Genomic DNA, 23830 nt, shown 5'->3' with positions numbered 1-23830 from the left:
TTTTTGATGCCTTTTCGGCTATGTTATCTTCTTAATAATTATAGCTTTGAGACTGTATTTTATGCAGTAAAACATGATCATTGTAATCCAATGCACCGACCGCTTAGGCCTGGTGGCAGCCATATCGGGCCTGCTTGCCCAAAAAGAGTATAACATTGTTAGCATGCACGAGCATGTAGACAATAACGCCAACCTGTTTTTTATGCGCCTGGAGGTTGATAAAACCGTTGGTTATGAAGGACTTGAGGAAAGTTTAAAGGATATTTTACCGGACAACTCCCTCATCAAAATAAACCCCGTTCCGGAGAAAAAAGTAATTGTACTGGTGACTAAAGAATATCATTGCCTTGCCGATATTTTGGTACGCAATTATTTTAAAACACTGGGCGCCAGCGTGCAATGCGTAATTGGCAACCATGAGACGTTGCAGGACATTTGCAACAGGTTCGACATCCCTTTTTACTACGTGGAAGCCGGGACAGACAAAAACGCCTTTGAAAATGCTGTTATCGGCATCACCAAAAATTACGAATTTGATTACCTGGTTCTGGCCAAATTCATGCGCATTTTATCGCACAATTTCGTGAGCCAGTTCCCTATGCAGATCATCAATATCCATCACTCTTTTTTACCGGCTTTCGCGGGTGCCAGCCCCTACCGCCAGGCTTACGAACGCGGCGTAAAACTAATTGGCGCCACTGCCCATTACGTAACCGACGAACTGGACGAAGGCCCCATCATCGCGCAGCAAATTATTCCCGCCAATCACTCCCTTACCGTACCCGATATGGTAAAGGCCGGCAAGGAGATAGAAACCGCCGTGTTAGCCAAAGCGCTTAAACTGGTGTTTGATGACCGGGTGTTTGTGTTTAAGAATAAAACGGTGGTGTTGGAGTAGTTGCAATTTGGCACACGCGAAACGCGTGAGCCAGCAGTACTAATGTAAGGCGCTTTTAGAGTGGTTAATTGTCAAATAAATCCTAAAAAACAAGGTGTCCCATTCCGTCCCATTCAGAAATAAGTGGGACACCCTAAAAATTAATTAACTATTTGACAATGAATTAGATGAGTTTTTAAGTCACCTATTCTTTTACAAAACTTAAATATATAAAATATTAATAATCAATGTTTTATATATTTAAGATGTATTGTGTAATAATAAGCGGGACAGCGATACTACCAAATAGATTTTAACGGCTGTATTTGCAGCTTTTCTATTTCCATGCCATTGTTTACAATACTTAAACGGGTGTATGGCTTTTTAGGGAAGACTACGCCCGTCATATTGCTTAATCCGCCGTCGGCAAACAACTCTAAGGATGATGCATCAACCAACAATTCGAAATTTGATGTAGGCGATAGCGAGATCCTGGGCGAATAGGTAACGGTTGCAAATTGTTTACTAAAAGTGCTTTGCCCGGCTTTTGTACGGTCAATATAATAACGGCTGTTTTTAGCATCGTAGCCTACCACTAATTTTTCGCCGGTGGCATTAGAAAGTATCACCGAATAATCCTTTACCGCTTTAGTATTAAACTTTAGGACATATTGCGATGGCGTTTGCTTGATTACCGAAAACACATTGTTTTTTTAGCCAAAAGCAATGCATCAACCTTAATGGTTTTGTTTACGATCTTGTCCAATTCCTCAACAGGGTTTGAGGTTAGGAAAATATCACCCGCAGTTAGTTTTAAAGATAGCTCACGTGGTATGGTCATGGCATTGCGCCATTTTACGGTTGGCACCTGGTTAGCATAAAGCCAGTTTCCCATCCAGCCTAAAAACACCTTGCGGCTGCCGGTATTGCCAAAGGTTACACCAGCGTAATCATCGGGCCCGTAATCTATCCACTTGGTTTGGTTACTGCTTGGCGTAAAGGTTTTACCATCAAAATGGCCTACAAAGTATTGCGTAGCCGAGCCTTTATTTGGGCCACCGGGGTTGATGCTTACCAATAACACCCAGTATTCTTTACCGTTCAGTTTCAGCGGGAACAGATCCGGGCACTCCCAAACGCCGCCGTGCGCGCCCAGCATCTGGCCAAAATCACTTTCTTTTGTCCAGTCCTTAAGGTTTGGCGACGAATAGAAGGTTATCCTGTCTTTAGTAGCCAGGCTCATCACCCATTTTTTATCCTTTGCATACCAGAACACTTTAGGGTCGCGAAAGTCCTTTATACCCGGGTTTTTAAGCACCGGGTTGCCGGTGTACTTTGTCCAGGTGGTGCCTTCATCAAGGCTGTAAGCCAAGCTTTGATTTTGGTAGACAGATGAACCCGCCTTCTCCCCTTTTGGGTCGTGGTGGGTAAATATGGCTACCATGGCGGGCTTATCATTTGTGCCAAGGCCGGAGGTGTTATTTTCATCAACCACCACACTGCCGCTAAAGATGTAACCCAGTTTATCGGGATACAAAGCGATTGGCAGTTGTTTCCAATGGATCATATCCTTACTAACTGCATGGCCCCAGTGCATTGGCCCCCAAACAGTGCCCTTGGGGTAATACTGGAAGAAGAGGTGGTAAGTACCTTTATAATATACCATCCCGTTAGGGTCGTTAGTCCATTTTTCTTTAGGTGAAAAGTGTGCCTGTAAACGGTATTGTTCGTGGTATAGTTTTGGGGTTACTTTTTGTGCTTGCGATGCTGTTGCCACTAAAATAAAGCAGCCGGTAAGTAAAATTCTTTTAATATCCATGTATGTTACAATTCAGTTTGGGGTATGCTAAAGCATGTGTATTGGTGTGCTAAAGCTAAGTACTATAAACTGAATTGTAACAAGGATAGTATGAAATTGTTAGTCGAATTTTATAGTATCAACGCCCGATACTTTGGCAACATGGCAATTGCACCCGCCGGATACTTTAATGGTAACCTGTTTGGTTTTGCCGGTTGCCACACTTGTAGCCGTTATACGGATATCGTCGCCCTCGGTAGAGAACGCGCTTTTGGTTTCATCGGTAGCCACAATTATGGCCCCTGGTACCATATTTACGGTAGCCGCATAAGATGTAGCCGGCACAGCTTTACCCGTACGCACATTTATTAATGTTACATCTTTAATTTCCGTTGGTTTCCCCGCGGCATCGGTAAATGAAAAGTTAACGACTGCAAATACTGCTGTACAGATTTGTGTACCACAGGCCGATTTGTTCTCGCTTTTCTTACATGCCGACAGGCTTACAGCCAGCATTAATACTAAAAATAGTTTCTTATACATAATAGGTTTGTTTGTATGTATTACGTATAGTGCCTATCGAATGCTACAGCATGGGTAGATAAGATTAAAGGATCTGGTTAAATTCTAACCGTTCGCCATCCGGTCCGGTAATATTAAAATACTTGCATCCCTTAGCCCAAAATTGCAGGAATACCGGCTCAGGTTCTATGATGTTGAAGCCCGCTTGTTTAACGGTAGCAAAAGCTTCATCAATATCCGGCACGTTAAATGCCACATGGTCGATATGCCCGTTACCGCGTGTGCGGATCTCTGATAAGCCCGGCTCGGGGAGCTGGTAAAGTTCTATCACCATCTGGTCGCGCTGCATCATTATACAGGTGCCGGGCTTGCCGCCATCTGTAAAACCTGCCTGCATTACATTGGCAAAACCAAGGCGTTCGTAGAACGTCTGCGAGGCTGTTACATCCGTTACCGGGATGCCGATGTGTTGGATGGCGGTGATATTGATGGGGGATTGCATGGGGGTTATTTATATAACGTGAAAAGAGGCGCGAAGTATCGCGCCTCTACAATAATATATTTGATGCTTAGAGACGCGACACTTCGCGTCTTAACAGAATTACTTACAACACCCTCACTTTCAAATAACTCGGATTTAATTTTGAGCTATATACTTTGTGGGTGGCCTTTTTAAAATCGGTATCTTTGGCTTTCATAATATCCTGGAACTGCTGGGTGTTCCTGTCTATCAGCGGGAACCAGGTGCTTTGGATCTGTACCATTATGCGGTGGCCTTTTTTAAAGGTATGCAGCACATCCTGTAACTCGAAGTTTACAGGGGTTACTTTGCCGGGTACAAATGGCTCTGGTTTGCTAAAGCTGTTGCGGTATTTGCCACGCATGGCCTCGCTGCGTACCATTTGCTCGTAACCTGCCATTTTCACATCCTTACCTGTAAATTTATTAGCGCTCGCGGTATCGGGGTAAACATCTAAAACTTTCACTATCCAGTCGGCATCGGTACCGGTGGTGCTCACTTTTAGGTTTGCCCAAATGTTGCCTGCAATGGTAATGTCTTTATCCAGCACTTCGGTTTTGTAGGTAAGTACGTCCGGGCGTTTTTCGGCGAAGCGTTGGTCGGCGGTCATGTACTCCCGTTTCATATCGAAGTCTATACCATCAATAAACGGCACCGGGTTCATAGGGTCGGATACGAACTCTTTAAAGTCGTTTTTTGGTGAAACCGGGGCGGTAAAAGATAGCTTGCCACCCGGTAACAAGTATAGGTTTTTCTCCTGTGCTTCGACCGGCGGCCATGCTTTGTAAGTTTTCCATTGGTTTATGCCGGTCTCAAAAGTGTTAACCTTTGCAATATCCAGGTCGGTACCTTTAAGGTAATGGCTAAAGAATGCGAACTCTATCTTCTCCCTGTAAAACGGACCTGTAGGGCCGCCAAAGTCTGCATCGCCTAAATGGTCGCCGTTGCCGCGTGCCCAGCCGCCATGCACCCACGGGCCCATAGCGAAGTAAACAGGTGTGGTAGGGTTCTTTTTAGCTAATACTTTATAGGTGTTGATGGCGCCATATAAGTCCTCTGCATCATACCATCCTCCGGTAACCAGTACCGCCGTCTTGATATCATGCAGGTGGGTTAATACGTTACGATCTTTCCAGTGCTGGTCGTAATCAGGGTGATCCATCATTTCGTTCCACAGGCGGATGGTATCTTTATAGTACTTTACGTTAGAGTTGCGCATGCTGCCCATATCCAAAAAGAATTTGTAGCCATCCTCGGTACCCGGGTTAAAGCCTTTTGCACGGCGTTGGGTTGGTTTATCATCCTGCCTGTTGGTAAAGCCGGGGTAGAAACCAAAGTTTGCCACCAGCATAAAAGCGCCGTTATGGAATGTATCATCGCGGTACAGATCGGCAATTGGTGCCTGCGGTGATGCGGCGACTAATGCCGGATGACGGCTTAGCAAAGCTGTAGTAGTATAAAAGCCGGGATAAGAGATACCCCATACCCCTACCTTGCCATTGTTATTTGGCAGGTTTTTGATCAGCCAGTCGATGGTATCATAAGTATCGGTTCCTTCATCAACATCTTTATTAGTTTTGTGGACTTCCAACTCGGGCGTCATTTCTTCGTAGATGCCTTCGCTCATCCAGCGGCCGCGCACATCCTGGTAAACAAATATGTATCCATCGTGCGTAAACTGGCTTGAGGGGCCAAGGCCGCCTTTATATTTATCAACCCCATACGGAGCGACACTGTAGCAGGTGCGGTCCATCATAATGGGATATTTCTTAGTCTGATGTTTTGGTACATATACCGACGTGAACAGCTTTTTGCCGTCGCGCATCGGGACCTGGTATTCAAACTTGGTATAGTTCTCTTTGATATAAGCGGCATCGCTTTGCGCGAAAGAGCTGAAAGCCGAGAGTATAAAGCAGAAAGCTAATAATAAAGTTTTCTTCATTTTGTGGTTAAATAAGGTATAAATGTAAGAAATAAAACAAAATCATTATACCAGATATAGGCATTAGCGTTACCTAATTAAACTCTTCTACCATATTAGGGATAAGTTTTATAAAACAACTGATAACTAACAGACGTTCAACTATTACCCTAACAGTGAAGCCGCCCGGTCTGTAACTGTTCTTAGCATTGTGTAACCAGTTAAATTTATAAACCAAATAATAACGATTATGAAAGCAACAATTAAACTACCATTGACCAAAATTTTTGTTGGCCTGTTTTTGGTGATCGCGTCATCCTGTAAAAAAGATGCTGTGCCGCAGACAACAACCGACGAAACAGCTACTATCGCGACACGAAAAAGCACCGATGCCATTGGGGTAAGCGGCCCCAAAGGAGTATGTTATGTTGAGGTAAATAACAACGATATTCGTAATGTGGGCAAATACAAGCTTGCTACAGGGCAGCAGCTATTTGATATCGCAATTATTTTTGCTGCAAACATTAACTATAACACCTCAACACAAAAGGCGCAATTATTTTTCAACACACAGGTTACCAATGTTTTAAATAATAAAGCTACGTATATACAAAGCCTCCAGGCTAAGGGCATTAAAGTGCTTTTATCTGTTTTAGGTAATCACCAGGGAGCGGGTATTTGCAATTTCCCTAATCAGGCGGCGGCGCAGGAATTTGCTCAGCAGCTTAGTAATGCTGTTACTACTTACGGCCTCGATGGAATTGATTTTGATGATGAATATGCCGACTACGGCAACAATGGAACCGGCCAGCCCAACTCCAGCTCGTTTGTATACCTTGTTACCGCGTTGCGCCAGTTAATGCCTAATAAAATCATTTCGTTTTACTATTACGGCCCCGCAGCATCAAGATTAAGTTATAATGGTGTTACCGTTGGTTCAAAAGTAAATTACAGCTGGAATGCCGTTTATGGCAGTTACTCGGTACCCAACGTGCCGGGCCTTGCCAAAAGCAACTTAGGCCCCGCGGCTATTGACATACAAGCTACCAGTGCATCAACTGCCTCTTCTTTAGCCACCCAAACTGTAAACAACAGCTACGGTATCTACCTGTATTATAATTTGCCCAATACTGATGTGCATACTTACCTGTCGGGTATTTCAAACGCACTTTACGGACAAGCGACCGTTTACACGCCATAATAAAAACGAAAAGGGCCGACTTAATTAAGCCGGCCCTTTTCATATTAAGTAGTGTATATTAGTCTTCGTTAATGGCTTTAACACCCGGTAACTCTTTACCTTCCATATATTCAAGCAAAGCGCCGCCACCTGTAGATACGTAGCTAACGTCTTTGGTCATGTCAAACTTGGCTACAGCTGCTGCGGAATCACCACCACCAATAAGCGAGAATGCTCCGTTATCGGTCGCTTTGGCTACTGCTTCGGCAATGGCTTTGGTACCTACTAAAAACTTCTCCATCTCGAACACACCCATTGGGCCGTTCCAAAGAATAGTTTTTGATTCTTCAACTACCTTGCTGAATATTTTAATTGTTTCGGGGCCAATGTCTAAACCCATCCAATTGTCAGGGATCTCGCCGGTTTTGGCAATATCGGTGTTGGCATCGTTACCAAATTTATCCGCAATAACATTATCAACCGGTAAAAGCAGGTTTACGCCTTTTTCTTTCGCTTTTTTAACCAGGCTAAGGGCAAGGGCAAGCTTATCAGCCTCAACCAACGATGTACCAATTGTACCGCCATCTGCCTTGGCAAATGTGTAGGCCATACCGCCACCAATGATGAGGTTATCAACTTTATCTAACAATTTTTCTATTAATTCTATCTTGTCAGACACCTTTGAACCACCCATAATAGCGGTAAAAGGTTTTGCTGCGCCGTTCAGGATCTTCTCGGCATTGTTCAACTCGGCGGCCATCAGGTAACCAAATACTTTTGCATCCGGGAAAAACTGCGCGATAATAGATGTTGAAGCGTGTGCACGGTGAGCAGTACCAAAGGCATCGTTCACGTATACATCACCCAGTTTTGAAAGCTTTTCGGCAAAATCTTTGTCGCCTTTCTCCTCTTCTTTATAAAAGCGCAGGTTCTCTAATAAAAGCACTTCGCCTTTTTCAAGTTCTTTAGACTTTTTTACAGCTTCTTCGCCAATGCAGTCATCGGCAAATTGAACCTGCTGACCTAAAAGATCGGCCAGGTGTGGTACTATGTGTTTTAAGCTAAACTCATCGGTTGGGCCATTTTTAGGGCGACCTAAGTGCGACATCAGGATAACGGCACCGCCATCTTTAAGGATCTTTTTAATGGTAGGCAAAGCCGCGGTCATACGGTTATCATCGGTAATATTATAGTCCTTATCCAAAGGGACATTAAAATCTACACGGATAAGCGCACGTTTACCGTTAAAACTGATCTGATCTACTGTCTTCATATGATGTTATATAATTTACAAACGGGGCCAAAATGGGCAATTTTATTCTAATCACCAACGCAAAAGTTAAAAAGGTGTTTGCTTTTGCGTAAAACTTCATTGTATCTTAACATACATTACATGATGCGGGCCAATGCCGGGCACCTCAAACTCAGGCGATATAATCTCGAAACCAACGCCCAAATAAAACGGGACAGCTTTTTTGCGGGCATTGCACCAAATGTAATTTACTTTTTGCCCGCGCAGGTAGGTAATAGCAAAGTTCACCAGCATATTGCCAAAACCTTTGCCCCTATACTTTTCGGCCGTGGCCATACCGCGTAACTGGTAGGCCTTGCCCTCGAAACCTTCATACCCCATTGGGTGGAACGATGCAATGCAGGCCAGTTCCTCATCCTTATAATAGCCTAAATGAAAAGCGCCTTCAGCATCATCATTAGGGAAACGGCATTCGTTTAAAGTAAGTTTACCTTCGCGTAAAACCTCGTTACGCAATGGCAGCACATCGCCGACAGTAATAAACTTTATCATGCGGGTAACTGGCTAATTTCTTCAACAAGGTCGGCTAAGCGGCTGCTGTATCCCATCTCGTTATCGTACCAACCCACCACTTTTACAAGCCCCCCTACTATCGATGTTAGCTGCGCATCAAAAATGCAGCTGTGCGGGTTATCTAAAATATCTGTAGATACAATTGGATCTTCAGTATATTCCAATACATTTTTCATGGGGCCATCGGCAGCAGCTTTAAACGCCGCGTTTATTTCGGCCACGGTTGGCATTATCTCCAGGCTGCAGGTAAAATCGGTTAATGATCCGTTAAGCACCGGCACCCGGATACCCGCGCCACCTAAGCGACCTTCGAGATGCGGGAAGATATTGGTGATAGCTTTTGCAGCACCCGTTGTTGTTGGGATAATAGATGCCGATGCCGCCCTTGCCCTGCGCAAATCTTTATGCGGGGCATCATGCAGGTTTTGGTCACCCGTCATAGAGTGTACGGTGGTGATGTAGCCGTCTTTAATATGCCAGTTATCGTCCAGTATTTTCACCATGGCAGCCACGTTATTAGTTGTACACGATGCGTTTGATAATATAGGCGAGCGCAGGTCTACCGTACCATCATTCACGGCCAATACAACCGTTGGGATACTTTTATCGCCCGCGGGGGCAGATATTATAACCTGCTTGGCTCCTGCTGTAAGGTGTTTTGAAGCACCTGCTTCAGTGATGAACTTACCCGTCGATTCTATCACCAGATCCATATTTAGTTCTTTCCAGGGCAGCAAAGCCGGGTCGGCCTGCTGGTATACCTTTATGGTATTGCCGTTAATGTAAAGGTTATTGTCATCATTAGTGACAGTTCCTTTAAACCCACGGTGTACAGAATCATATTTAAAAAGATGGGCAAGCGTGGCGGTATCGGCCTGGTCGTTTATAGCGACTACTTCGATACCGGGCTTTAGCAGAATTGTTCTTAGAAATATACGGCCTATACGGCCAAAACCGTTTATAGCGATCCTCATTTTACATAAAAATTAAGGATGCAAAACTAACAAAATAAAACAGGCTGCTAAATGCTATACGAACAGGTTACGCATTGATAAACTCTCGCGCTCTTTTGAACGCAGGAAGAATGTGATAGCCCAGTTAAAAAGTATAGATGCCGAAAGAATAAGTAAAATAAGCGTAAAGTTTCCCAGATCGGCAAATGCCAGCACCATAATAATAAGCAGGATGTTTATGCCCGATAATATAAAAGTGGTTTGCAGGTGGGTGTAGCCAAGCCTTAAGATACGATGATGAATGTGGTTACGGTCAGCCGTGAACGGCGACTTACCTTGTATAACGCGTAACGTAAATACCCTAAGCGTATCAAATATTGGCCCCATTAATATAGCGAAGGTTAACGCAGGTGCCGATATGATAGTAGGTGTAGCAACTGCTGCGTTTATTTTATTAAGCTCGATAAATTTAACAGCCATAATAGCTGATATGAGGCCGATAAGCAACGAGCCTGCATCGCCCATAAATATTTTTGCGGGGGTTAAATTAAAACGTAAAAAACCAAACACCGCCCCTACTATGGTTAACGATACTGCTGCCAGTTCGTAATGTTTCATAGAGATAAAAAGGATAGAAAAAGCGCCGTTTACTATAATACATGTAGTGGCGGCCAATCCATCTATACCATCAATTAAATTAAAAGCGTTGATAATAAGGATGATAAACAGGGTAGATAATATTGCGCTGGTAACATACGAGATATTATTAATACCAAAAACGCCATACATACTGGTAAAACGGATATCGCCTAAAATAACCAGGATGGTAGCTACTATAAATTGTATTAAAAACTTGGTACTCGAGTTTACTCCGGACAGATCATCCTTTAAGCCCATTATAAACAATACGATACTGGCGGTAAGCAAATAACTAACCGGTATAGTTTTATCAATTATGCTGAATAAAAGCAAGGTGATGGTAAAGCTTACAAATATAGCTACGCCGCCTAAACGTGGGATGCCGTGGTCATGCTGTTTGCGGAAATGACCAACATCATCATATAAATGCCTGGTGCGTGCTACGTGTAAAATTGAGGGGATAGAAAGCAGCGTTATCAAAACTGAAAACGTTACCATTAATAAATAATATATGAAATAGTACGTGTTTAAATATTCGGGCATTATATATAAATGTTAGGGGCAATTATATGTCGCAAATGTATCAATAAAATTCACAATTAAAAGAATTGCTTTAATTTTCTTAATGGTTTGAATATCAGTGTTATAGGTGGGTAAAATATCTTATTTTCATACATCGCCTTCATGTCAAATAATAAGGCACGGGCCCTGTTTTTAATACTATGGTTACTTACGCCACCTATGCTCATTTGCACCAATACCTGTTTTACGTAATAAGTTGACAGATGGTTACGGTGTATATATCTCAACATCAATTCATAATCGGCAGCGGTACCAAAAGCGAGGCTATAATTACCAAAGCGGCCAAACAATTCGCGCCTGCAATAAAATGTTGGATGGGGGGGCATCCAGCCAAGGTTAAAAATACCTTTTTTATACTCGCCGCTCACCCATTTACGGCTAATGCTTCCGTCAGGTTTTATATAGTTTAGGTCGCCGTATACAATGGCGGTATTGTTATTTTTAAAAGCATCGACAACAACAGTTAAAACATACTCGTTGGCAAAAAAATCATCTGCGTTTAAGATGCCTACAACATCGCCCGTGGCCAAAGCTATGCCTTTGTTCATGGCGTCGTAGATCCCTTTATCGGGCTCCGAAACTAAAACTTTGATATGGTCACGATATTTTTCGGCTATTGAAACTGTGCTATCTGATGATCTGCCGTCAATTATTATATACTCAACGTTATCATAATTCTGGCTTATTACCGACTGTATGGACCGCTCAATTGTGCTTTGAGCATTAAAGGAAACGGTTATTACAGATATTTTAAAGTCATGCACTGCGGAAAATAAATTTATTTATGTGCCAAAATATGTAATTTTGAAATTGCTGCCTAATTTATTAGTAACATTAAGCAGTAATTACCCCATATGCGTGCTTTATACTTAATTTATTTTGTTGGGATTGTTCTGTTAGGCAGCTCGTGCTCGTACAAACAAAACCAGATACTGTTCGAAAAAAAGGCATCAGTTGTTGATACCGCCACGTCGCAGCCTGTGGCTACGGTAAGCTATCAAATACAGCCACAGGACGTATTACAGATACGTAACCTGCAAAACCTGAAGTATATAGTAGACGAAGCCCCCATGAGTACAGGCATAAGCACTACTACCGCCGGACAGGGCCAAACTTTCCAGGTGGAAGAAGATGGCACTGTTGCTTTACCAGCCATTGGCCACATACAGGTTGCAGGCCTAACGCGTACGCAGGCTACAAAACTAATAGAAGACCTTTATCGTAAAAACCTTTTAAAGGACCCTATAATTGAATTGAAGGTTGTTAATTTAAAGGTGACGCTATTGGGAGAAGTAAAATCGCCAGGGAATTTTCCAATATTAAAAGACAACACCACGTTGGTTGAAATACTTGGGCAGGCAGGTGGTTTAACACCCGCTGCCAATGAAAAAAACGTGAAGATCATCCGCGGAAGGGATAAAGACCGTAAAGTAGCAGAAATTGACCTGAGCAACATCAACTCGTTATCAGACCCGAGAACGATGCTGCAAAACGGAGATATTATTTACGTGGCGCAAAATAAACGCGCCATACGTTCCGAAAACCTGCAAAGCTTTAACACTTGGGTACAACCTGCCTTACTATTGTTAAATACCGCGCTGATCATATTTACCCTTAGCAGGCAGTAATGGAAGAAATAGGCAACATCGTAAAAAAATTACCTAACCAAGAAGTTGACTATTTTAAAATAGGCAAAATATTGATTAGCCGCTGGTACTGGATAGCAGGGTCGCTGCTGCTTTTTATGTTAGGCTCTTATGTTTATTTATGGTACACCCCAAAAACGTATGCTACGTCGGGCACCATGAAATTGGAAGAAAAAAAATCGGAAATATCTGATATTGCTACGGCCATTACAACCTCGGATCGCGGCCCGTCAAAAATACAAAGCGAAACATCGGTTATACAAAGCCCTACAGTAATTTTAGCGGCCATAAAAGATCTGAACTACCCCATAAGCTTTTACATTGAAGGCCGTGTTAGAACAAGCGAGACCTATCCCGAAAAGCCGCTTGATATACAGCCATTACGGTTTGATAGCTTAAACTACATACGCAATGTGATCACCTTTAAGGCCGTTAATAAAAGCACGTTCAATTTATTATATAAAGCCGGTACTAAACAGATCTTAAATACCTACCGGTATAACGACCCGGTAACTATCGGGCCAACTACATTCATCATAAAAGCGTCGAATTCTATTGCTACAAACGCCGTATATCTGTTTAGATTCAACACGCCGGAAGACCTTCTTGGCCGTGTAAGAGGCGGTTTACGCACAGCCGAGTTGTCAAAAAACTCCAATATACTGCAGCTGCAGCAAACCGATGCAAACCCGAAATTTGCCGCCGATATTTTGAACGCGGTAATGAAGGAGTACCTGCTTTACGACCGTAACCGCAAAACGCAATCGGCTACGCAAATGATCAATTTCATTAACGAGCAGTTGGAATACCTGTCGAGCAAGGTTAAGGGATCCGAAAAATCTATTCTGGAATTTAAGCAAAAAAATAAGTTAATGCAGGTTAGCACCTCTGCCGAAAGTGCCCTGGCGAAAGCTAAGGATATAGAATCTCAGCAGGCAATATTAAAGCTCCAGTTAATAGCTATTGATCAGTTAAAGGAACAGATAGATAAAGAGAAAAATAACGTAAACCTGAATTTCAATGTAGGTAAGGACGTTGACCCCGCGCTTACCGCGCTGATAGAAAAGCTGGATAACTTGCTTAATCAACGCTACGAGTTATTAAAAACTTACAATTACAGCTCGCAGCCTGTACAGGATGTAAACCGGTTGATACTGCAAATAAAGAATAACGCTTTAAACAGCATAAATGCCACCTATATAGGTGTAAAACGCAATTATGATTATTTAACGTCGCAGTTGGCGGTAGTGAACAAGCAAATATCTGTTTTCCCGGTGGCCGAGCGTGACCTGATCGCCCTGAACCGCCCTTATGAGGTGAACGAAAAGGTTTTATCGTACCTCGAAGAGAAAAAGCTATCGGCCCAGATAAGCCGTGCCGGTATTTTGCCCGGCGCTACCATTGTGGAAAAAGCCGAAGTTAACGCATCCCCTGTATCGCCGGATGAACATGCCATCCATCGGTCGGCAATAATTTTTGGTGTGCTCACCGGCCTTGGCTTAATTGTTTTATTAAGGATGCTAAACCCTTACATCTACGATAAAGAAACGGTAGAGAGCCTCACATCTATCCCTATCTTAGGTGTTATAAGAGAGTTCCCCGAGAAAATTGACGAAGACAACTCGCAGATACTGGCCATAAGCAAGCCCAAAACCATATTTGCAGAATCGGTTAGGTCGGTACGTACTAACCTCAACTTCCTAGCGGCCGAAAAACACAACAAAGTTATCTGTATCACATCAGAGGTTGCAGGCGAGGGGAAATCGTTTGTTGCGATTAACTTATCCAGTACGCTATCCCTGATAGATAAAAAGGTTGTACTGATAGGTGCTGACTTACGCCGCTCTAAACTGCATAAAACATTTAGGGTACCAAATGATGTTGGCCTTAGCACCTATCTTTCAAGGCAGTCTAATCTTAACGATATTATCATAAAAACCGCGCAGGAAAATCTCGACCTGATCACCTCCGGCCCCGTGCCTCCCAACCCATCAGAACTGCTGCACAGCGCACGAATGGACGAGCTGATAAAAGACCTTAAAACACGCTATGATATTATCATGATAGATACCGCGCCAATTGGGCTGGTATCTGATGCTATACCGCTTATACGGGCAAGTGATATTAACATATTTGTGATAAGGTCGGGCAAATCAAAATATTATGCCGCTACAATACCACAGCGCATAGCGAAGGAGTATAATCTGGATAACACGGTAATAGTATTAAATGCTTTTGCCGAAGACCTTTTACATTCGCGTTATTACACCACCCGTTTTACAGGTGAAAATTACGGCAAGTATTATTACTATTCTGATTACAGCGGTTACGAAAGTTCGGGCTATTATATAGAGGATGATAAAAAGAAGTGGTGGAATTTTAGCCGCTGGTTTAAAAAATAAGTGTTCTTTTACAATATGGCTTTAACGGCAAGTAGTAGTGACCTTAAATGGTATCCCGTTTACACCCACCCCCGCACAGAAAAAAAGGCTTACGCTGCCTTAACAGAAAAAGGGGTTGAAGCTTACCTGCCCCTTAACCGCAAGCTAAAACAATGGAGCGACAGGAAAAAATGGGTGGAAGAACCGCTTTTAAAATCGTATATATTTGTGCGTATTGCACACCATGAACAGGCCGCGGTTTTAATGACCAAAGGCATCGCCCGCTTTATATATTTTTCGGGAAAAGTAGCCGCCATGCCCGACAGGCAAATAAACGACCTTAAATTATTACTTACAAGTTCCCTTGAATTAGAGGTAACCGAAGAGGATTTACAGCCGGGAGAAAAAATAACAATAAAAGCGGGCCCATTAAAAGGTATCACTGGCGAAATAATAGCTTACCGGTCACAAAAGCAGCTATTGTTACGGTTAAATAACCTGGGCTGCTCAATAATCGTAAACGTTGCAGCATCTTTAATTAACAGGCTTTAGCTACGATTAATAATTGTAAGTTAAGGCCCGTAATAATACATAACGGCAATGTTTTAAATTGCTGATAAATAATAAGTTACAATACAACATTGTGACTTACGGGGCGAAGCTATATCTATTAGTATACAATGTGCAGGATAGCAGGGCTGGTAACTAACCGGTTAAACGGAGAAGAGGCAGAAAGAATTGTAACTGTTATGTGTAATACATTGCAGCACGGCGGGCCTGATGATGCCGGTATTTACCGCAGCGATGATAACAGGCTTGTTTTTGGGCATCGCCGGCTTTCTATTATTGACCTTAGCGCAAACGGGCACCAGCCAATGGCGGATGTTGCCGCTAAAGCCTGGATAAGCTTTAACGGCGAAATTTATAATTATATAGCATTACGGGCCGAATTACAGGCTTTAGGGGCTGTTTTTAAAACCAATACGGATACCGAGGTTATTATACAGGCTTATTTATACTGGGGCATAACCTCGTTTGGTAAACTGAGGGGCATGTTTGCCTTTGCCCTTTATGATACCACAAATCAGGCTACCTACCTGGTACGCGACACCACCGGCATTAAACCTTTGTATTACAATATTGCAGACGGGCAAATTGCATTTGCATCAGAGATCAAAGCTTTTAAGGCGGCAGGTATTGCTACTGCCGAAGATAATCGCTGGCCGGTATGGCTATTGGCGTTTGGCCACATGCCAGAGCCTTTTACAACCCTAAAAGGTGTTTTAAGTATCCCTAAAGGGCACTATTTACGCTGGGAGAAAACAGGTAAATATACCATAACAAAATACACCAGCACGCCTTCGGTTAATTATATTTGCGATGAACAAACCGCGCTCGAAGGTTTAAAAACTCACCTTAAAAACGCCATAAACAGGCAGCTAATTGCCGATGCCCCTATTGGCGTGTTTTTAAGCGGGGGGGTAGACTCCAGTTTGCTTACCCTTTTGGCGGCCCAAGACAAGCCCGACCTGCAAACAATTTCCATATTTTTTAACGAAAAAGCTTATGACGAGAGCGCCTACCAGCATGCCGTTCTAAATAAATTGCGTGGCAATAACTTTACCCATCTGGTAAAGCAGGATGATTTTGAAATGCACCTGCCACACATACTCAGCGCTATGGATATGCCAACTACCGATGGCATTAATTCGTGGTTTATTAGTAAATATGCCCACGAGGATGGTTTAAAAACGGTGTTATCCGGTATTGGTGCCGATGAATTATTAGGCGGGTACCCTTCATTTGACCGTATAAAATACCTGCGCTACCTTAAAATATTACCTGCTGCTTCCTTCACCTTAGGCAAGTTGTTTAATAACGACCGCATTAAAAAGTTCGGCTATCTTGAACATAACAATACCGTAGCCGATTATCTTTTTTTACGCGGCCTATATGCACCCGTTGATATTGCCAGGCTAACAGGCATGGATGAAAACGAAGTGAACGGCATTCTGTTTGATCATCTGCACATCCCCGCACTTGGGAAGTATGATAAGCTAAACGCCGCATGGCTGGAAACCAACATGTACATGCAAAACCAGTTATTGCATGATACCGATGTAATGAGTATGAGCCACGGCCTCGAAGTACGTGTGCCATTCCTTGATGAAGATTTTCAGCAATATGTTTCGCAGATCCATCCATCTATACGGTTTGATGATAAGCAACCAAAAAAAATACTGATAGAAGCGTTTAAAAACCTGTTGCCAAATACGGTATGGAACAGGCCCAAAATGGGGTTTACCTTCCCGCTGCAAAAATGGATGGCCGCCAATGGGGGCATAAGCAGCGAAACCAATTATAAAGGCACCGAAGCCAAAAAGATTATCAATAAATTTAACAAGGGAGAGATCCATTGGTCCAGGGCTTTCGCGCTATACCAGATTCAGGGGCATGTCTAAAAATATTACGCTTTTCTCGTTACAAACATTCAGCACAACAGGTGGCATCCAAAAAATGACCCGTACCATGGCGCATTCACTAAATGCTATTTGCAACCAAAACAACTGGGATTTTAAACTCGCCTCTTTATACGATGAGGATAGCGACCTGATGCCACAATACGTGCCCGCCCAAAACTTTAAGGGTTTTGGCAAAAAGCGCATTCTATTTATTATTAAAACAGTATTTGCCGCCAAAAAAGACGACGTAGTTATATTAAGCCACATTAACCTTGCACTGGTAGGCATGTTAATTAAACTCAGGAGCCCAAAAACAAAAATTTGGTTAATAGCACATGGCATTGAAGTTTGGCGCCCGCTGTCAGCCCATAAAAAATACTTATTAAACCAATGCGATAAGGTTATCTGCGTTAGCAACTTTACAAAAGCTAAAATGCAGGCCCTGCATCAAACCGACCCAAACAAATGTGTGGTATTGAACAACGCCCTGGATCCGTTTATGAAACTGCCCGATAATTTTGAAAAACCCTCGTACTTAATGGAACGCTATGATTTAACAAGCGCCGCTCCCATCATTTTCACCCTAACCAGGCTTGCCTCGACTGAACTTTATAAGGGGCATGATATTGTTATAAAAGCATTGGCAGCACTTAAACATAAATTCCCTGGGATAAAATATATCCTGGCCGGTAATTACGATGAACTGGAAGGCATCCGCGTAAAACAGTTGATTGAAGAAAACGGGGTAACTGAGCAGGTAATTTTAACCGGCTTTATTAAAGAAGAAGAATTACCCGACCATTTTTTAACAGCCGACCTGTTTGTATTGCCAAGCAAAAAAGAGGGCTTCGGCATTGTTTTTATTGAAGCCCTGGCTTGTGGCCTGCCGGTTATTTGCGGCAATTCCGATGGCAGCATTGATGCCATACGTAACGGCGAGCTTGGCACAGCCATAAATACCGATGATGAGCAAGAACTTGAAGATTGTATTACCAAACATTTAGCACAACCCCTAACTTTAGAAAAACGGAAGCATTTAAAAGACAACTGCCTGCGTTATTTTAACGAGCAAAATTATATAGATAGCCTGCAACAAATGCTGCTAAATGACTGAGCCCGACGAGTACTGGGACCTTGAAATAAAGCCCAAAAGCAGCTTATTTGACCTCAAACTGAAAGATGTTTGGAGCTACCGAGACTTGCTGTTATTACTGGTACGCCGCGATTTTGTCTCGTTTTATAAGCAAACTGTTCTTGGGCCGGTTTGGTTTTTTGTACAGCCTGTTATAACCATAATAGTATACAACCTTATTTTCAGCAACCTTGCAGGCATCAAAACCGATGACATACCCGGCCCTGTGTTTTACCTTGCAGGCACCATCATCTGGAACTACTTTGCAGAGTGCTTAACCAAAACCTCGACTGTTTTTAAGGATAACTCGGCCATGTTAGGCAAAGTGTATTTCCCGCGTTTAATAATGCCCCTTAGTATCGTGTTCTCAAATCTCATCAGGTTCGGCGTTCAGCTAATCCTGTTTGTTGTATTACTGCTTTATTACATGCTATCAGGCTACCACATCGCGCCAAATATTTACATCGCCTTATTTCCATTCTTAATACTAATGATAGCAGCACTTGGCCTTGGCCTTGGTATGATCATATCTGCCGCAACCACAAAATACCGCGATTTGGCTTTTGTAGTATCATTCGGGGTGCCGTTACTGATGTATACCACCACGGTGATATATCCCTTATCGGAAGTAATTAAAAAATACCCGGCCTATTCCTGGCTTATAAAATTCAACCCGCTAACCGCAGTGATAGAAACCTGCCGCTACGGTTTTTTAGGCAAAGGCGCTTTTAGCTGGGACCTGTTATTGTACAGTTCGGCAGTAACCATAGTTATTTTGTTTACAGGGATAGTTATTTTTAACAAGGTTGAAAAAACATTTGTTGACACGGTATAATGGCTAAAGCAATAAAAGTAGACACCCTTTCAAAAGCCTACCAGTTGGGCGATTTTGGCACCGGCACCATATCCCGCGACCTGGAACGGTATTGGGCCAGGCTTAGGGGCAAAGAAGATCCTTTTCTTAAAATAGGCGAAATTAACGACCGCACCTCTAAAGGCAAAAGCGACGTGGTTTGGAGCCTTAAAAACCTCAACTTTGAAATAGAACAGGGCGACGCCGTGGGCATAATTGGCCGTAACGGGGCCGGCAAAAGCACCCTGTTAAAAATACTGAGCCGGGTAACATCGCCAACCACCGGCACCATAAAAGTAAAAGGCCGTATAGCCAGCCTGCTTGAAGTGGGTACAGGCTTCCACCCGGAATTGACCGGCCGCGAGAATATTTACTTAAACGGCGCCATATTAGGAATGCGCAAGGCCGAGATCAAACGTAAATTTGATGAGATAGTAGATTTTTCGGGCGTGGAGCGCTATATAGATACACCCGTAAAACGATATTCATCGGGCATGTATGTACGCCTGGCGTTTGCAGTGGCAGCACACCTCGAGTCGGAGATATTGATTGTAGACGAAGTGCTTGCCGTAGGCGATGCCGAGTTTCAAAAGAAATGCCTTGGCAAAATGGGCGATGTAAGCAAAGGCGAAGGCCGCACGGTGCTTTTTGTAAGCCATAATATGGAAGCAGTAAGCAACCTGTGTAATACCGGCCTGTTGCTAAACAATGGAGAGATAGCTTTTAGCGGCACCACATATGATACCATTGCCAAATACTCTGTTGTGGCCGACGAGATCTTCAAATCAAAAATAACGGACCATGCTTTAAGCCCCGACGTTACAGTTGACCTTTTTGAAATAGATAAAAGCGAATTAACTACCGGCAACGACCTGGCATTTAACCTGACCCTCAGCTGCAAAACCAACAACAATTTCCAGTCGGTAGCCATATTTATATATGACGAGTATGACCAGAAAGTGAGTTTTGCAGACCTGCGCAATAACGACTTATTCGCGGTAAGCGCGGTAAAAAACAAGATAAATATTAGCGGCAACCTGCTTCACCTGCCATACCTACCCGGCAAGTATAAAATAGGGCTGCACGTGCAATCTAATTTGCTGTTAAAAGATTTTTTTGGCCTGCTTCATTTTGAGATTATACAAAAACCAATGACGGATGATATACTGCCATACCCGCTGCACGTACGCGGCCGTATAGAAATTGATTACAACTTTACTATCAAATAACAAAAATGGATTATAACGACCAGTACAGCCACAAAGACAAAATGTATTATTTGCACCGGCGTACCGAAATACTTCCGTTTGTGCCGCAGGGAATAAAAAGTGCCCTTGATGTAGGTTGCGCCACCGGTGGCTTTGGCGCTTTATTAAAAGAAACCTTTGATTGTGAAGTATGGGGTGTGGAGCCGGATACAGAATCGGCCGGTGCAGCACAAAAGAATATCGATGTAGTGATCAATGATCTGTTTACAGATAATATGCCACAGCTAGCCACTAAAAAATTTGATACTATCTTCTTTAATGATGTTTTAGAACACCTGCAAGACCCGGATAAAGCACTACTGGCCTGCAAAAAATTGCTAAACCCCAACGGTGTAATTATAGCATCGATACCTAACATACGCTGGTACCCTGTTGTCCTGTCCCTACTTAGATATAAGGATTTTAAATACGAAGATGCAGGCGTTATGGATAGGACACACCTACGTTTCTTTACAAAAAAAAGCATGATACGCTTGTTTGAACAAAGCGGCTATAGTGTTACTAATATACAGGGTATTAACGAAAGCAACTTTAGATATTATAAATTATTAAACTTTATGCTGTTTAACACGCAACAGGATATGAACTATCCGCAATTTGTAATAGTGGCTAAACTATCAGCATAATGCCTTTAAAGGTTGATATTATTATACTTAGCTATGCCAAAGACGAAAAACTGAAGGCATTAACTATACAAACGGTTAAAACCTTATTTGAATCTGAAGACCCAAACGAGGTAGAGTTTACAGTGCTGGTAATAGAGTCAAACAAAGCAATACAGCCCTACCAATTTGAAAACACTACAACCATATATCCTACACAAGAATTTGGCTTTAACAAATACCTAAACATTGGCATAAACCATACGGTTAACCCATACATCTGCCTGTGCAATAACGACCTCATTTTTCATAAAAGCTGGGCCACCGGGATATTAAAAGCAATGGAGGTTAACCCTACAATACTAAGTGCAACGCCCTATTGCCCCGCATACCACAAAAGCGCAGGTTTTGACCCGAACGGGCCCGCCATAGAAGGCTACTTTGGGACTTTTATAGGTTGGTGTTTTATGGTAAAAAGAGAACTATTTGATATTATTGGCCCACTGGACGAGAAATTCACTTTTTGGTATAGCGATGCCGATTACTGTAACACACTTGCCAAGTACGGCGTTAAAAATTACCTGGTGCCCTCATCTGTTGTTACCCATATCGGCAGCGAATCGCTTAAGGCAACAGACAGTAAAGAGTATCAAAAATTAACACAGCTTCCGCGCTTTTATTATAGTTACAAATGGCAACACCATAAGTGGTTAAAATATAAAATACAATCTGCCCTGTTTAAACTTAAATTACTGATCGGCTTATGAGCTTAAAAACCAAGTTATATAAATTATTCCCGGCTATCCCTAAAACTAACCTGGCAATAGGGCAAAAGTTATACGCGTTAAAAATAAAAAGGAATGAAGGAAATGTTGTAAAAGCATTAAGTATCCAAACAGATCTATATGGCAATATTGGTTGTGGTGCTGTTGGTTTGGCAACCGGTTGGGTAAATATCGATTTTAGCATTTACGAAAATGTAACTTACGGGTTTGATTGTAGAAAGAACCTCCCTTTTGCCGACAGTTCTGCCAAAGGTTTATATACCGAGCATTTTTTTGAACACCTGGATTATTTCACCGAAGTGCCTTACTTTTTGGCAAGCTGCTACCGTTCGCTCCAAAAAGGCGGTGTATTGCGTATTGTAGTGCCCGATGCCGAAAAGTATTTGCGCGGTTACTGTACAGATAGCTGGGACGAACTAAAAAAAACACGCCCCCTTACCCATAACTTGTATGATGAAACGATGGGGATACAGTTTGAAACCAAAATGCAATTGGTAAACGAAGTTTTTAGGCAGGGCGGCGACCATAAATACGCCTGGGATTATGAAACACTAAAACTTAGTTTACTTAAAGCCGGGTTTAGCCTTACTCATAAAATGAGTTACATGCAATCTAATGACCCCAAACTACAAATAGACCAGCCTGCCCGCGAACCCGAAAGCCTATATGTTGAAGCAATTAAATAAGCTGCCACGCTAAACCATAATGCCAAGAAAGTTTACAGACGATTACTCGGTTATAACGTTTGCTACCAATAAGCTAACCTATGCCCTGTTTGCGCTTAATTGCGCTCAATCTGTAGTAATACACAATGATATTAAGGTTTTCATTGTATCAAATCTTGATTTTGCTATCCCTGCCAGGTTTCAAAAAAACATCTTCATTATCCCTGCAAAGGCAGCACATATACCATTGGGGATAGAAATAAAAATGCATATCGACCAATACCTGCAAACCACACATACCCTTTTTATTGATTCGGATTGTATTTGCTTTGGCGACTTGCACGAAGTTTTTGACGCCGCCAAAGGCCAGGATGTAACCGTAGCAGGTAATATTGTACCTGCTGAAAGCTGGTGCGGTGCAGAGCAGGCCGAAACCATAAAAAAACATTTTGGTCTTGATAAGCTGATCCGTTTTAACGGTGGAATACTTTACTTCAAAAGATCACTTTTAACAACCGCTATTTATGATAAAGCCCGCGAAATAGCAAAAGATTACGACGCTTACGGCTTTCATAGAAACAATAATAGCGTAAACGAGGAGGGGCTTTTATCTATAGCTATGCTGTTTAATCATCAGCAACCCATACCCGATGATGGCCGCGTGATGACTGATATGCACACCGACCTAAGACCTAAAACGATCAACGTTTTAACAGGCGCAAGAGTAATGCGTAACCCGGCATATCCTTCGCCCCATCACCGGGCCTGGTACCCTGCGCAATATTCGCCACTTGTGCTGCATTTTGGCAGTAGTAATTTAAACGCGTATCCGTACAGGTCGCAAAGCCTTCTGCTAAAATTAAGTCTAATGGGTCTTCCCGTATCGTTAGCAACAACATTTGTAAATATATTTATTCATTCCTCATACAGAACGTACCATTGGCTAATTGGCTTGTTAAAAAAATTAAAAACCAGTTTCTAAAACTGCAACGAAAGGCCGATGCCATTAAGCTTAAAAAGTTTAAGGCAACGCTAAAGTATTGCGGCGAGGGCACATCTATACAGTCGCCTGTGAGGTTTGAGGGGCCGGAATATATTTCGATCGGTAAAAATGTGTCTATAAATGCTTTTGTACATATGTGGGGGCATGGCGGTATAACAATTGGGGATGATTGCCTTATCGCATCGCATGTGTCTATCACCACCGTTACCCATGATA

General features: G+C 42.7%; 23 protein-coding genes. 13 read left to right on the top strand and 10 right to left on the bottom strand.

The genetic code is table 11. The features are described from left to right. The first annotated feature begins 73 nt into the window (after positions 1–73). Complete coding sequence (gene purU / locus RHM67_RS06525; RefSeq protein WP_322231301.1) at positions 74–898, top strand: formyltetrahydrofolate deformylase; 825 nt, start codon at positions 74–76, stop codon at positions 896–898. Positions 899–1176: 278 nt separating this feature from the next. Here purU and RHM67_RS06520 read toward each other — a convergent pair whose 3' ends face one another. The 5 genes from RHM67_RS06520 to RHM67_RS06500 all read right to left on the bottom strand — a co-directional run bounded on the left by RHM67_RS06520 (position 1177) and on the right by RHM67_RS06500 (position 5659). Then, complete coding sequence (locus tag RHM67_RS06520) at positions 1177–1581, bottom strand: GH32 C-terminal domain-containing protein (protein ID WP_322231300.1); 405 nt, start codon at positions 1579–1581, stop codon at positions 1177–1179. Further along, complete coding sequence (locus RHM67_RS06515; RefSeq protein ID WP_322231299.1) at positions 1569–2696, bottom strand: glycoside hydrolase family 32 protein; 1128 nt, start codon at positions 2694–2696, stop codon at positions 1569–1571. The genes RHM67_RS06520 and RHM67_RS06515 overlap by 13 nt, the downstream gene beginning before the upstream one ends. 99 nt (positions 2697–2795) lie before the next feature. Then, positions 2796–3218, bottom strand: a complete 423-nt coding sequence (locus tag RHM67_RS06510) for a hypothetical protein (RefSeq protein WP_322231298.1) — start codon at positions 3216–3218, stop codon at positions 2796–2798. Between the two features lie 64 nt (positions 3219–3282). After that, the gene (locus tag RHM67_RS06505; RefSeq protein WP_322231297.1) at positions 3283–3699 is read right to left on the bottom strand and encodes a VOC family protein; all 417 of its coding nucleotides are present in this window, start codon (positions 3697–3699) and stop codon (positions 3283–3285) included. A gap of 103 nt (positions 3700–3802) precedes the next feature. Continuing rightward, the gene (locus tag RHM67_RS06500) at positions 3803–5659 is read right to left on the bottom strand and encodes a CocE/NonD family hydrolase (protein WP_322231296.1); all 1857 of its coding nucleotides are present in this window, start codon (positions 5657–5659) and stop codon (positions 3803–3805) included. A gap of 229 nt (positions 5660–5888) precedes the next feature. On the opposite strand from RHM67_RS06500, the gene RHM67_RS06495 reads away from it, so the two are divergent. Continuing rightward, positions 5889–6839: an endo-beta-N-acetylglucosaminidase H gene (locus RHM67_RS06495; RefSeq protein ID WP_322231295.1), complete on the top strand. Its 951-nt coding sequence runs from the start codon at positions 5889–5891 to the stop codon at positions 6837–6839. A gap of 58 nt (positions 6840–6897) precedes the next feature. Here the strand turns inward: RHM67_RS06495 and RHM67_RS06490 are convergent, their stop codons facing one another. The 5 genes from RHM67_RS06490 to RHM67_RS06470 form a co-directional block, all read right to left on the bottom strand. After that, the gene (locus RHM67_RS06490; protein ID WP_322231294.1) at positions 6898–8091 is read right to left on the bottom strand and encodes a phosphoglycerate kinase; all 1194 of its coding nucleotides are present in this window, start codon (positions 8089–8091) and stop codon (positions 6898–6900) included. Positions 8092–8187: 96 nt separating this feature from the next. Continuing rightward, the gene (locus RHM67_RS06485) at positions 8188–8622 is read right to left on the bottom strand and encodes a GNAT family N-acetyltransferase (RefSeq protein ID WP_322231293.1); all 435 of its coding nucleotides are present in this window, start codon (positions 8620–8622) and stop codon (positions 8188–8190) included. Further along, positions 8619–9617: a type I glyceraldehyde-3-phosphate dehydrogenase gene (gap, locus tag RHM67_RS06480; RefSeq protein ID WP_322231292.1), complete on the bottom strand. Its 999-nt coding sequence runs from the start codon at positions 9615–9617 to the stop codon at positions 8619–8621. The genes RHM67_RS06485 and gap overlap by 4 nt, the downstream gene beginning before the upstream one ends. A 54-nt stretch (positions 9618–9671) precedes the next feature. Next, on the bottom strand, positions 9672–10778 hold the full coding sequence (locus RHM67_RS06475) for an MraY family glycosyltransferase (protein WP_322231291.1): 1107 nt from the start codon (positions 10776–10778) through the stop codon (positions 9672–9674). A 56-nt stretch (positions 10779–10834) separates the two neighbouring features. Further along, on the bottom strand, positions 10835–11581 hold the full coding sequence (locus tag RHM67_RS06470) for a glycosyltransferase family 2 protein (protein WP_322231290.1): 747 nt from the start codon (positions 11579–11581) through the stop codon (positions 10835–10837). 90 nt (positions 11582–11671) lie between these two features. On the opposite strand from RHM67_RS06470, the gene RHM67_RS06465 reads away from it, so the two are divergent. From RHM67_RS06465 to RHM67_RS06415, 11 genes are all read left to right on the top strand, one after another. Beyond that, complete coding sequence (locus RHM67_RS06465; protein ID WP_322231289.1) at positions 11672–12445, top strand: polysaccharide biosynthesis/export family protein; 774 nt, start codon at positions 11672–11674, stop codon at positions 12443–12445. Next, the gene (locus tag RHM67_RS06460; protein WP_322231288.1) at positions 12445–14865 is read left to right on the top strand and encodes a GumC family protein; all 2421 of its coding nucleotides are present in this window, start codon (positions 12445–12447) and stop codon (positions 14863–14865) included. The genes RHM67_RS06465 and RHM67_RS06460 overlap by 1 nt, the downstream gene beginning before the upstream one ends. Before the next feature lie 15 nt (positions 14866–14880). Next, the gene (locus tag RHM67_RS06455) at positions 14881–15396 is read left to right on the top strand and encodes a UpxY family transcription antiterminator (RefSeq protein ID WP_322231287.1); all 516 of its coding nucleotides are present in this window, start codon (positions 14881–14883) and stop codon (positions 15394–15396) included. Between the two features lie 128 nt (positions 15397–15524). Further along, positions 15525–17306: an asparagine synthase (glutamine-hydrolyzing) gene (gene asnB, locus RHM67_RS06450; RefSeq protein WP_322231286.1), complete on the top strand. Its 1782-nt coding sequence runs from the start codon at positions 15525–15527 to the stop codon at positions 17304–17306. Then, positions 17299–18420: a glycosyltransferase family 4 protein gene (locus RHM67_RS06445; protein WP_322231285.1), complete on the top strand. Its 1122-nt coding sequence runs from the start codon at positions 17299–17301 to the stop codon at positions 18418–18420. Before asnB ends, RHM67_RS06445 begins: the two co-directional genes overlap by 8 nt. Then, positions 18413–19273: an ABC transporter permease gene (locus tag RHM67_RS06440; RefSeq protein WP_322231284.1), complete on the top strand. Its 861-nt coding sequence runs from the start codon at positions 18413–18415 to the stop codon at positions 19271–19273. Before RHM67_RS06445 ends, RHM67_RS06440 begins: the two co-directional genes overlap by 8 nt. Further along, on the top strand, positions 19273–20520 hold the full coding sequence (locus RHM67_RS06435) for an ABC transporter ATP-binding protein (protein ID WP_322231283.1): 1248 nt from the start codon (positions 19273–19275) through the stop codon (positions 20518–20520). Before RHM67_RS06440 ends, RHM67_RS06435 begins: the two co-directional genes overlap by 1 nt. Before the next feature lie 5 nt (positions 20521–20525). Continuing rightward, entirely contained in the window at positions 20526–21185 is a 660-nt protein-coding gene (locus tag RHM67_RS06430; RefSeq protein ID WP_322231282.1) for a class I SAM-dependent methyltransferase, read from the top strand. After that, positions 21185–21928 carry a hypothetical protein gene (locus RHM67_RS06425; protein WP_322231281.1) on the top strand — a complete coding sequence of 248 codons (744 nt, stop codon included), beginning with the start codon at positions 21185–21187 and terminating at the stop codon, positions 21926–21928. Before RHM67_RS06430 ends, RHM67_RS06425 begins: the two co-directional genes overlap by 1 nt. Beyond that, on the top strand, positions 21925–22632 hold the full coding sequence (locus RHM67_RS06420; RefSeq protein WP_322231280.1) for a hypothetical protein: 708 nt from the start codon (positions 21925–21927) through the stop codon (positions 22630–22632). The genes RHM67_RS06425 and RHM67_RS06420 overlap by 4 nt, the downstream gene beginning before the upstream one ends. A 19-nt stretch (positions 22633–22651) precedes the next feature. Further along, positions 22652–23593: a hypothetical protein gene (locus RHM67_RS06415; protein ID WP_322231279.1), complete on the top strand. Its 942-nt coding sequence runs from the start codon at positions 22652–22654 to the stop codon at positions 23591–23593. Positions 23594–23830: the final 237 nt, after the last annotated feature.

The sequence above is a fragment of the Mucilaginibacter sp. 5C4 genome (genome assembly GCF_034345625.1).
In the GTDB taxonomy this organism is placed as follows: Bacteria; Bacteroidota; Bacteroidia; order Sphingobacteriales; family Sphingobacteriaceae; genus Mucilaginibacter; species Mucilaginibacter aurantiaciroseus.
The sequence above is the reverse complement of the archived record's forward strand: the minus strand, read 5'-3'. Positions and strand labels throughout refer to the sequence as shown.

Coding starts and splice junctions, on each gene's coding strand:
- purU (WP_322231301.1), top strand. CDS start 74: ATGATCATTGTAATCCAATGCACCGACCGCTTAGGCCTGGTGGCAGCC.
- RHM67_RS06515 (WP_322231299.1), bottom strand. CDS start 2,696: ATGGATATTAAAAGAATTTTACTTACCGGCTGCTTTATTTTAGTGGCA.
- RHM67_RS06510 (WP_322231298.1), bottom strand. CDS start 3,218: ATGTATAAGAAACTATTTTTAGTATTAATGCTGGCTGTAAGCCTGTCG.
- RHM67_RS06505 (WP_322231297.1), bottom strand. CDS start 3,699: ATGCAATCCCCCATCAATATCACCGCCATCCAACACATCGGCATCCCG.
- RHM67_RS06500 (WP_322231296.1), bottom strand. CDS start 5,659: ATGAAGAAAACTTTATTATTAGCTTTCTGCTTTATACTCTCGGCTTTC.
- RHM67_RS06495 (WP_322231295.1), top strand. CDS start 5,889: ATGAAAGCAACAATTAAACTACCATTGACCAAAATTTTTGTTGGCCTG.
- RHM67_RS06490 (WP_322231294.1), bottom strand. CDS start 8,091: ATGAAGACAGTAGATCAGATCAGTTTTAACGGTAAACGTGCGCTTATC.
- RHM67_RS06485 (WP_322231293.1), bottom strand. CDS start 8,622: ATGATAAAGTTTATTACTGTCGGCGATGTGCTGCCATTGCGTAACGAG.
- gap (WP_322231292.1), bottom strand. CDS start 9,617: ATGAGGATCGCTATAAACGGTTTTGGCCGTATAGGCCGTATATTTCTA.
- RHM67_RS06475 (WP_322231291.1), bottom strand. CDS start 10,778: ATGCCCGAATATTTAAACACGTACTATTTCATATATTATTTATTAATG.
- RHM67_RS06465 (WP_322231289.1), top strand. CDS start 11,672: ATGCGTGCTTTATACTTAATTTATTTTGTTGGGATTGTTCTGTTAGGC.
- RHM67_RS06460 (WP_322231288.1), top strand. CDS start 12,445: ATGGAAGAAATAGGCAACATCGTAAAAAAATTACCTAACCAAGAAGTT.
- RHM67_RS06455 (WP_322231287.1), top strand. CDS start 14,881: ATGGCTTTAACGGCAAGTAGTAGTGACCTTAAATGGTATCCCGTTTAC.
- asnB (WP_322231286.1), top strand. CDS start 15,525: ATGTGCAGGATAGCAGGGCTGGTAACTAACCGGTTAAACGGAGAAGAG.
- RHM67_RS06445 (WP_322231285.1), top strand. CDS start 17,299: ATGTCTAAAAATATTACGCTTTTCTCGTTACAAACATTCAGCACAACA.
- RHM67_RS06440 (WP_322231284.1), top strand. CDS start 18,413: ATGACTGAGCCCGACGAGTACTGGGACCTTGAAATAAAGCCCAAAAGC.
- RHM67_RS06435 (WP_322231283.1), top strand. CDS start 19,273: ATGGCTAAAGCAATAAAAGTAGACACCCTTTCAAAAGCCTACCAGTTG.
- RHM67_RS06430 (WP_322231282.1), top strand. CDS start 20,526: ATGGATTATAACGACCAGTACAGCCACAAAGACAAAATGTATTATTTG.
- RHM67_RS06425 (WP_322231281.1), top strand. CDS start 21,185: ATGCCTTTAAAGGTTGATATTATTATACTTAGCTATGCCAAAGACGAA.
- RHM67_RS06420 (WP_322231280.1), top strand. CDS start 21,925: ATGAGCTTAAAAACCAAGTTATATAAATTATTCCCGGCTATCCCTAAA.
- RHM67_RS06415 (WP_322231279.1), top strand. CDS start 22,652: ATGCCAAGAAAGTTTACAGACGATTACTCGGTTATAACGTTTGCTACC.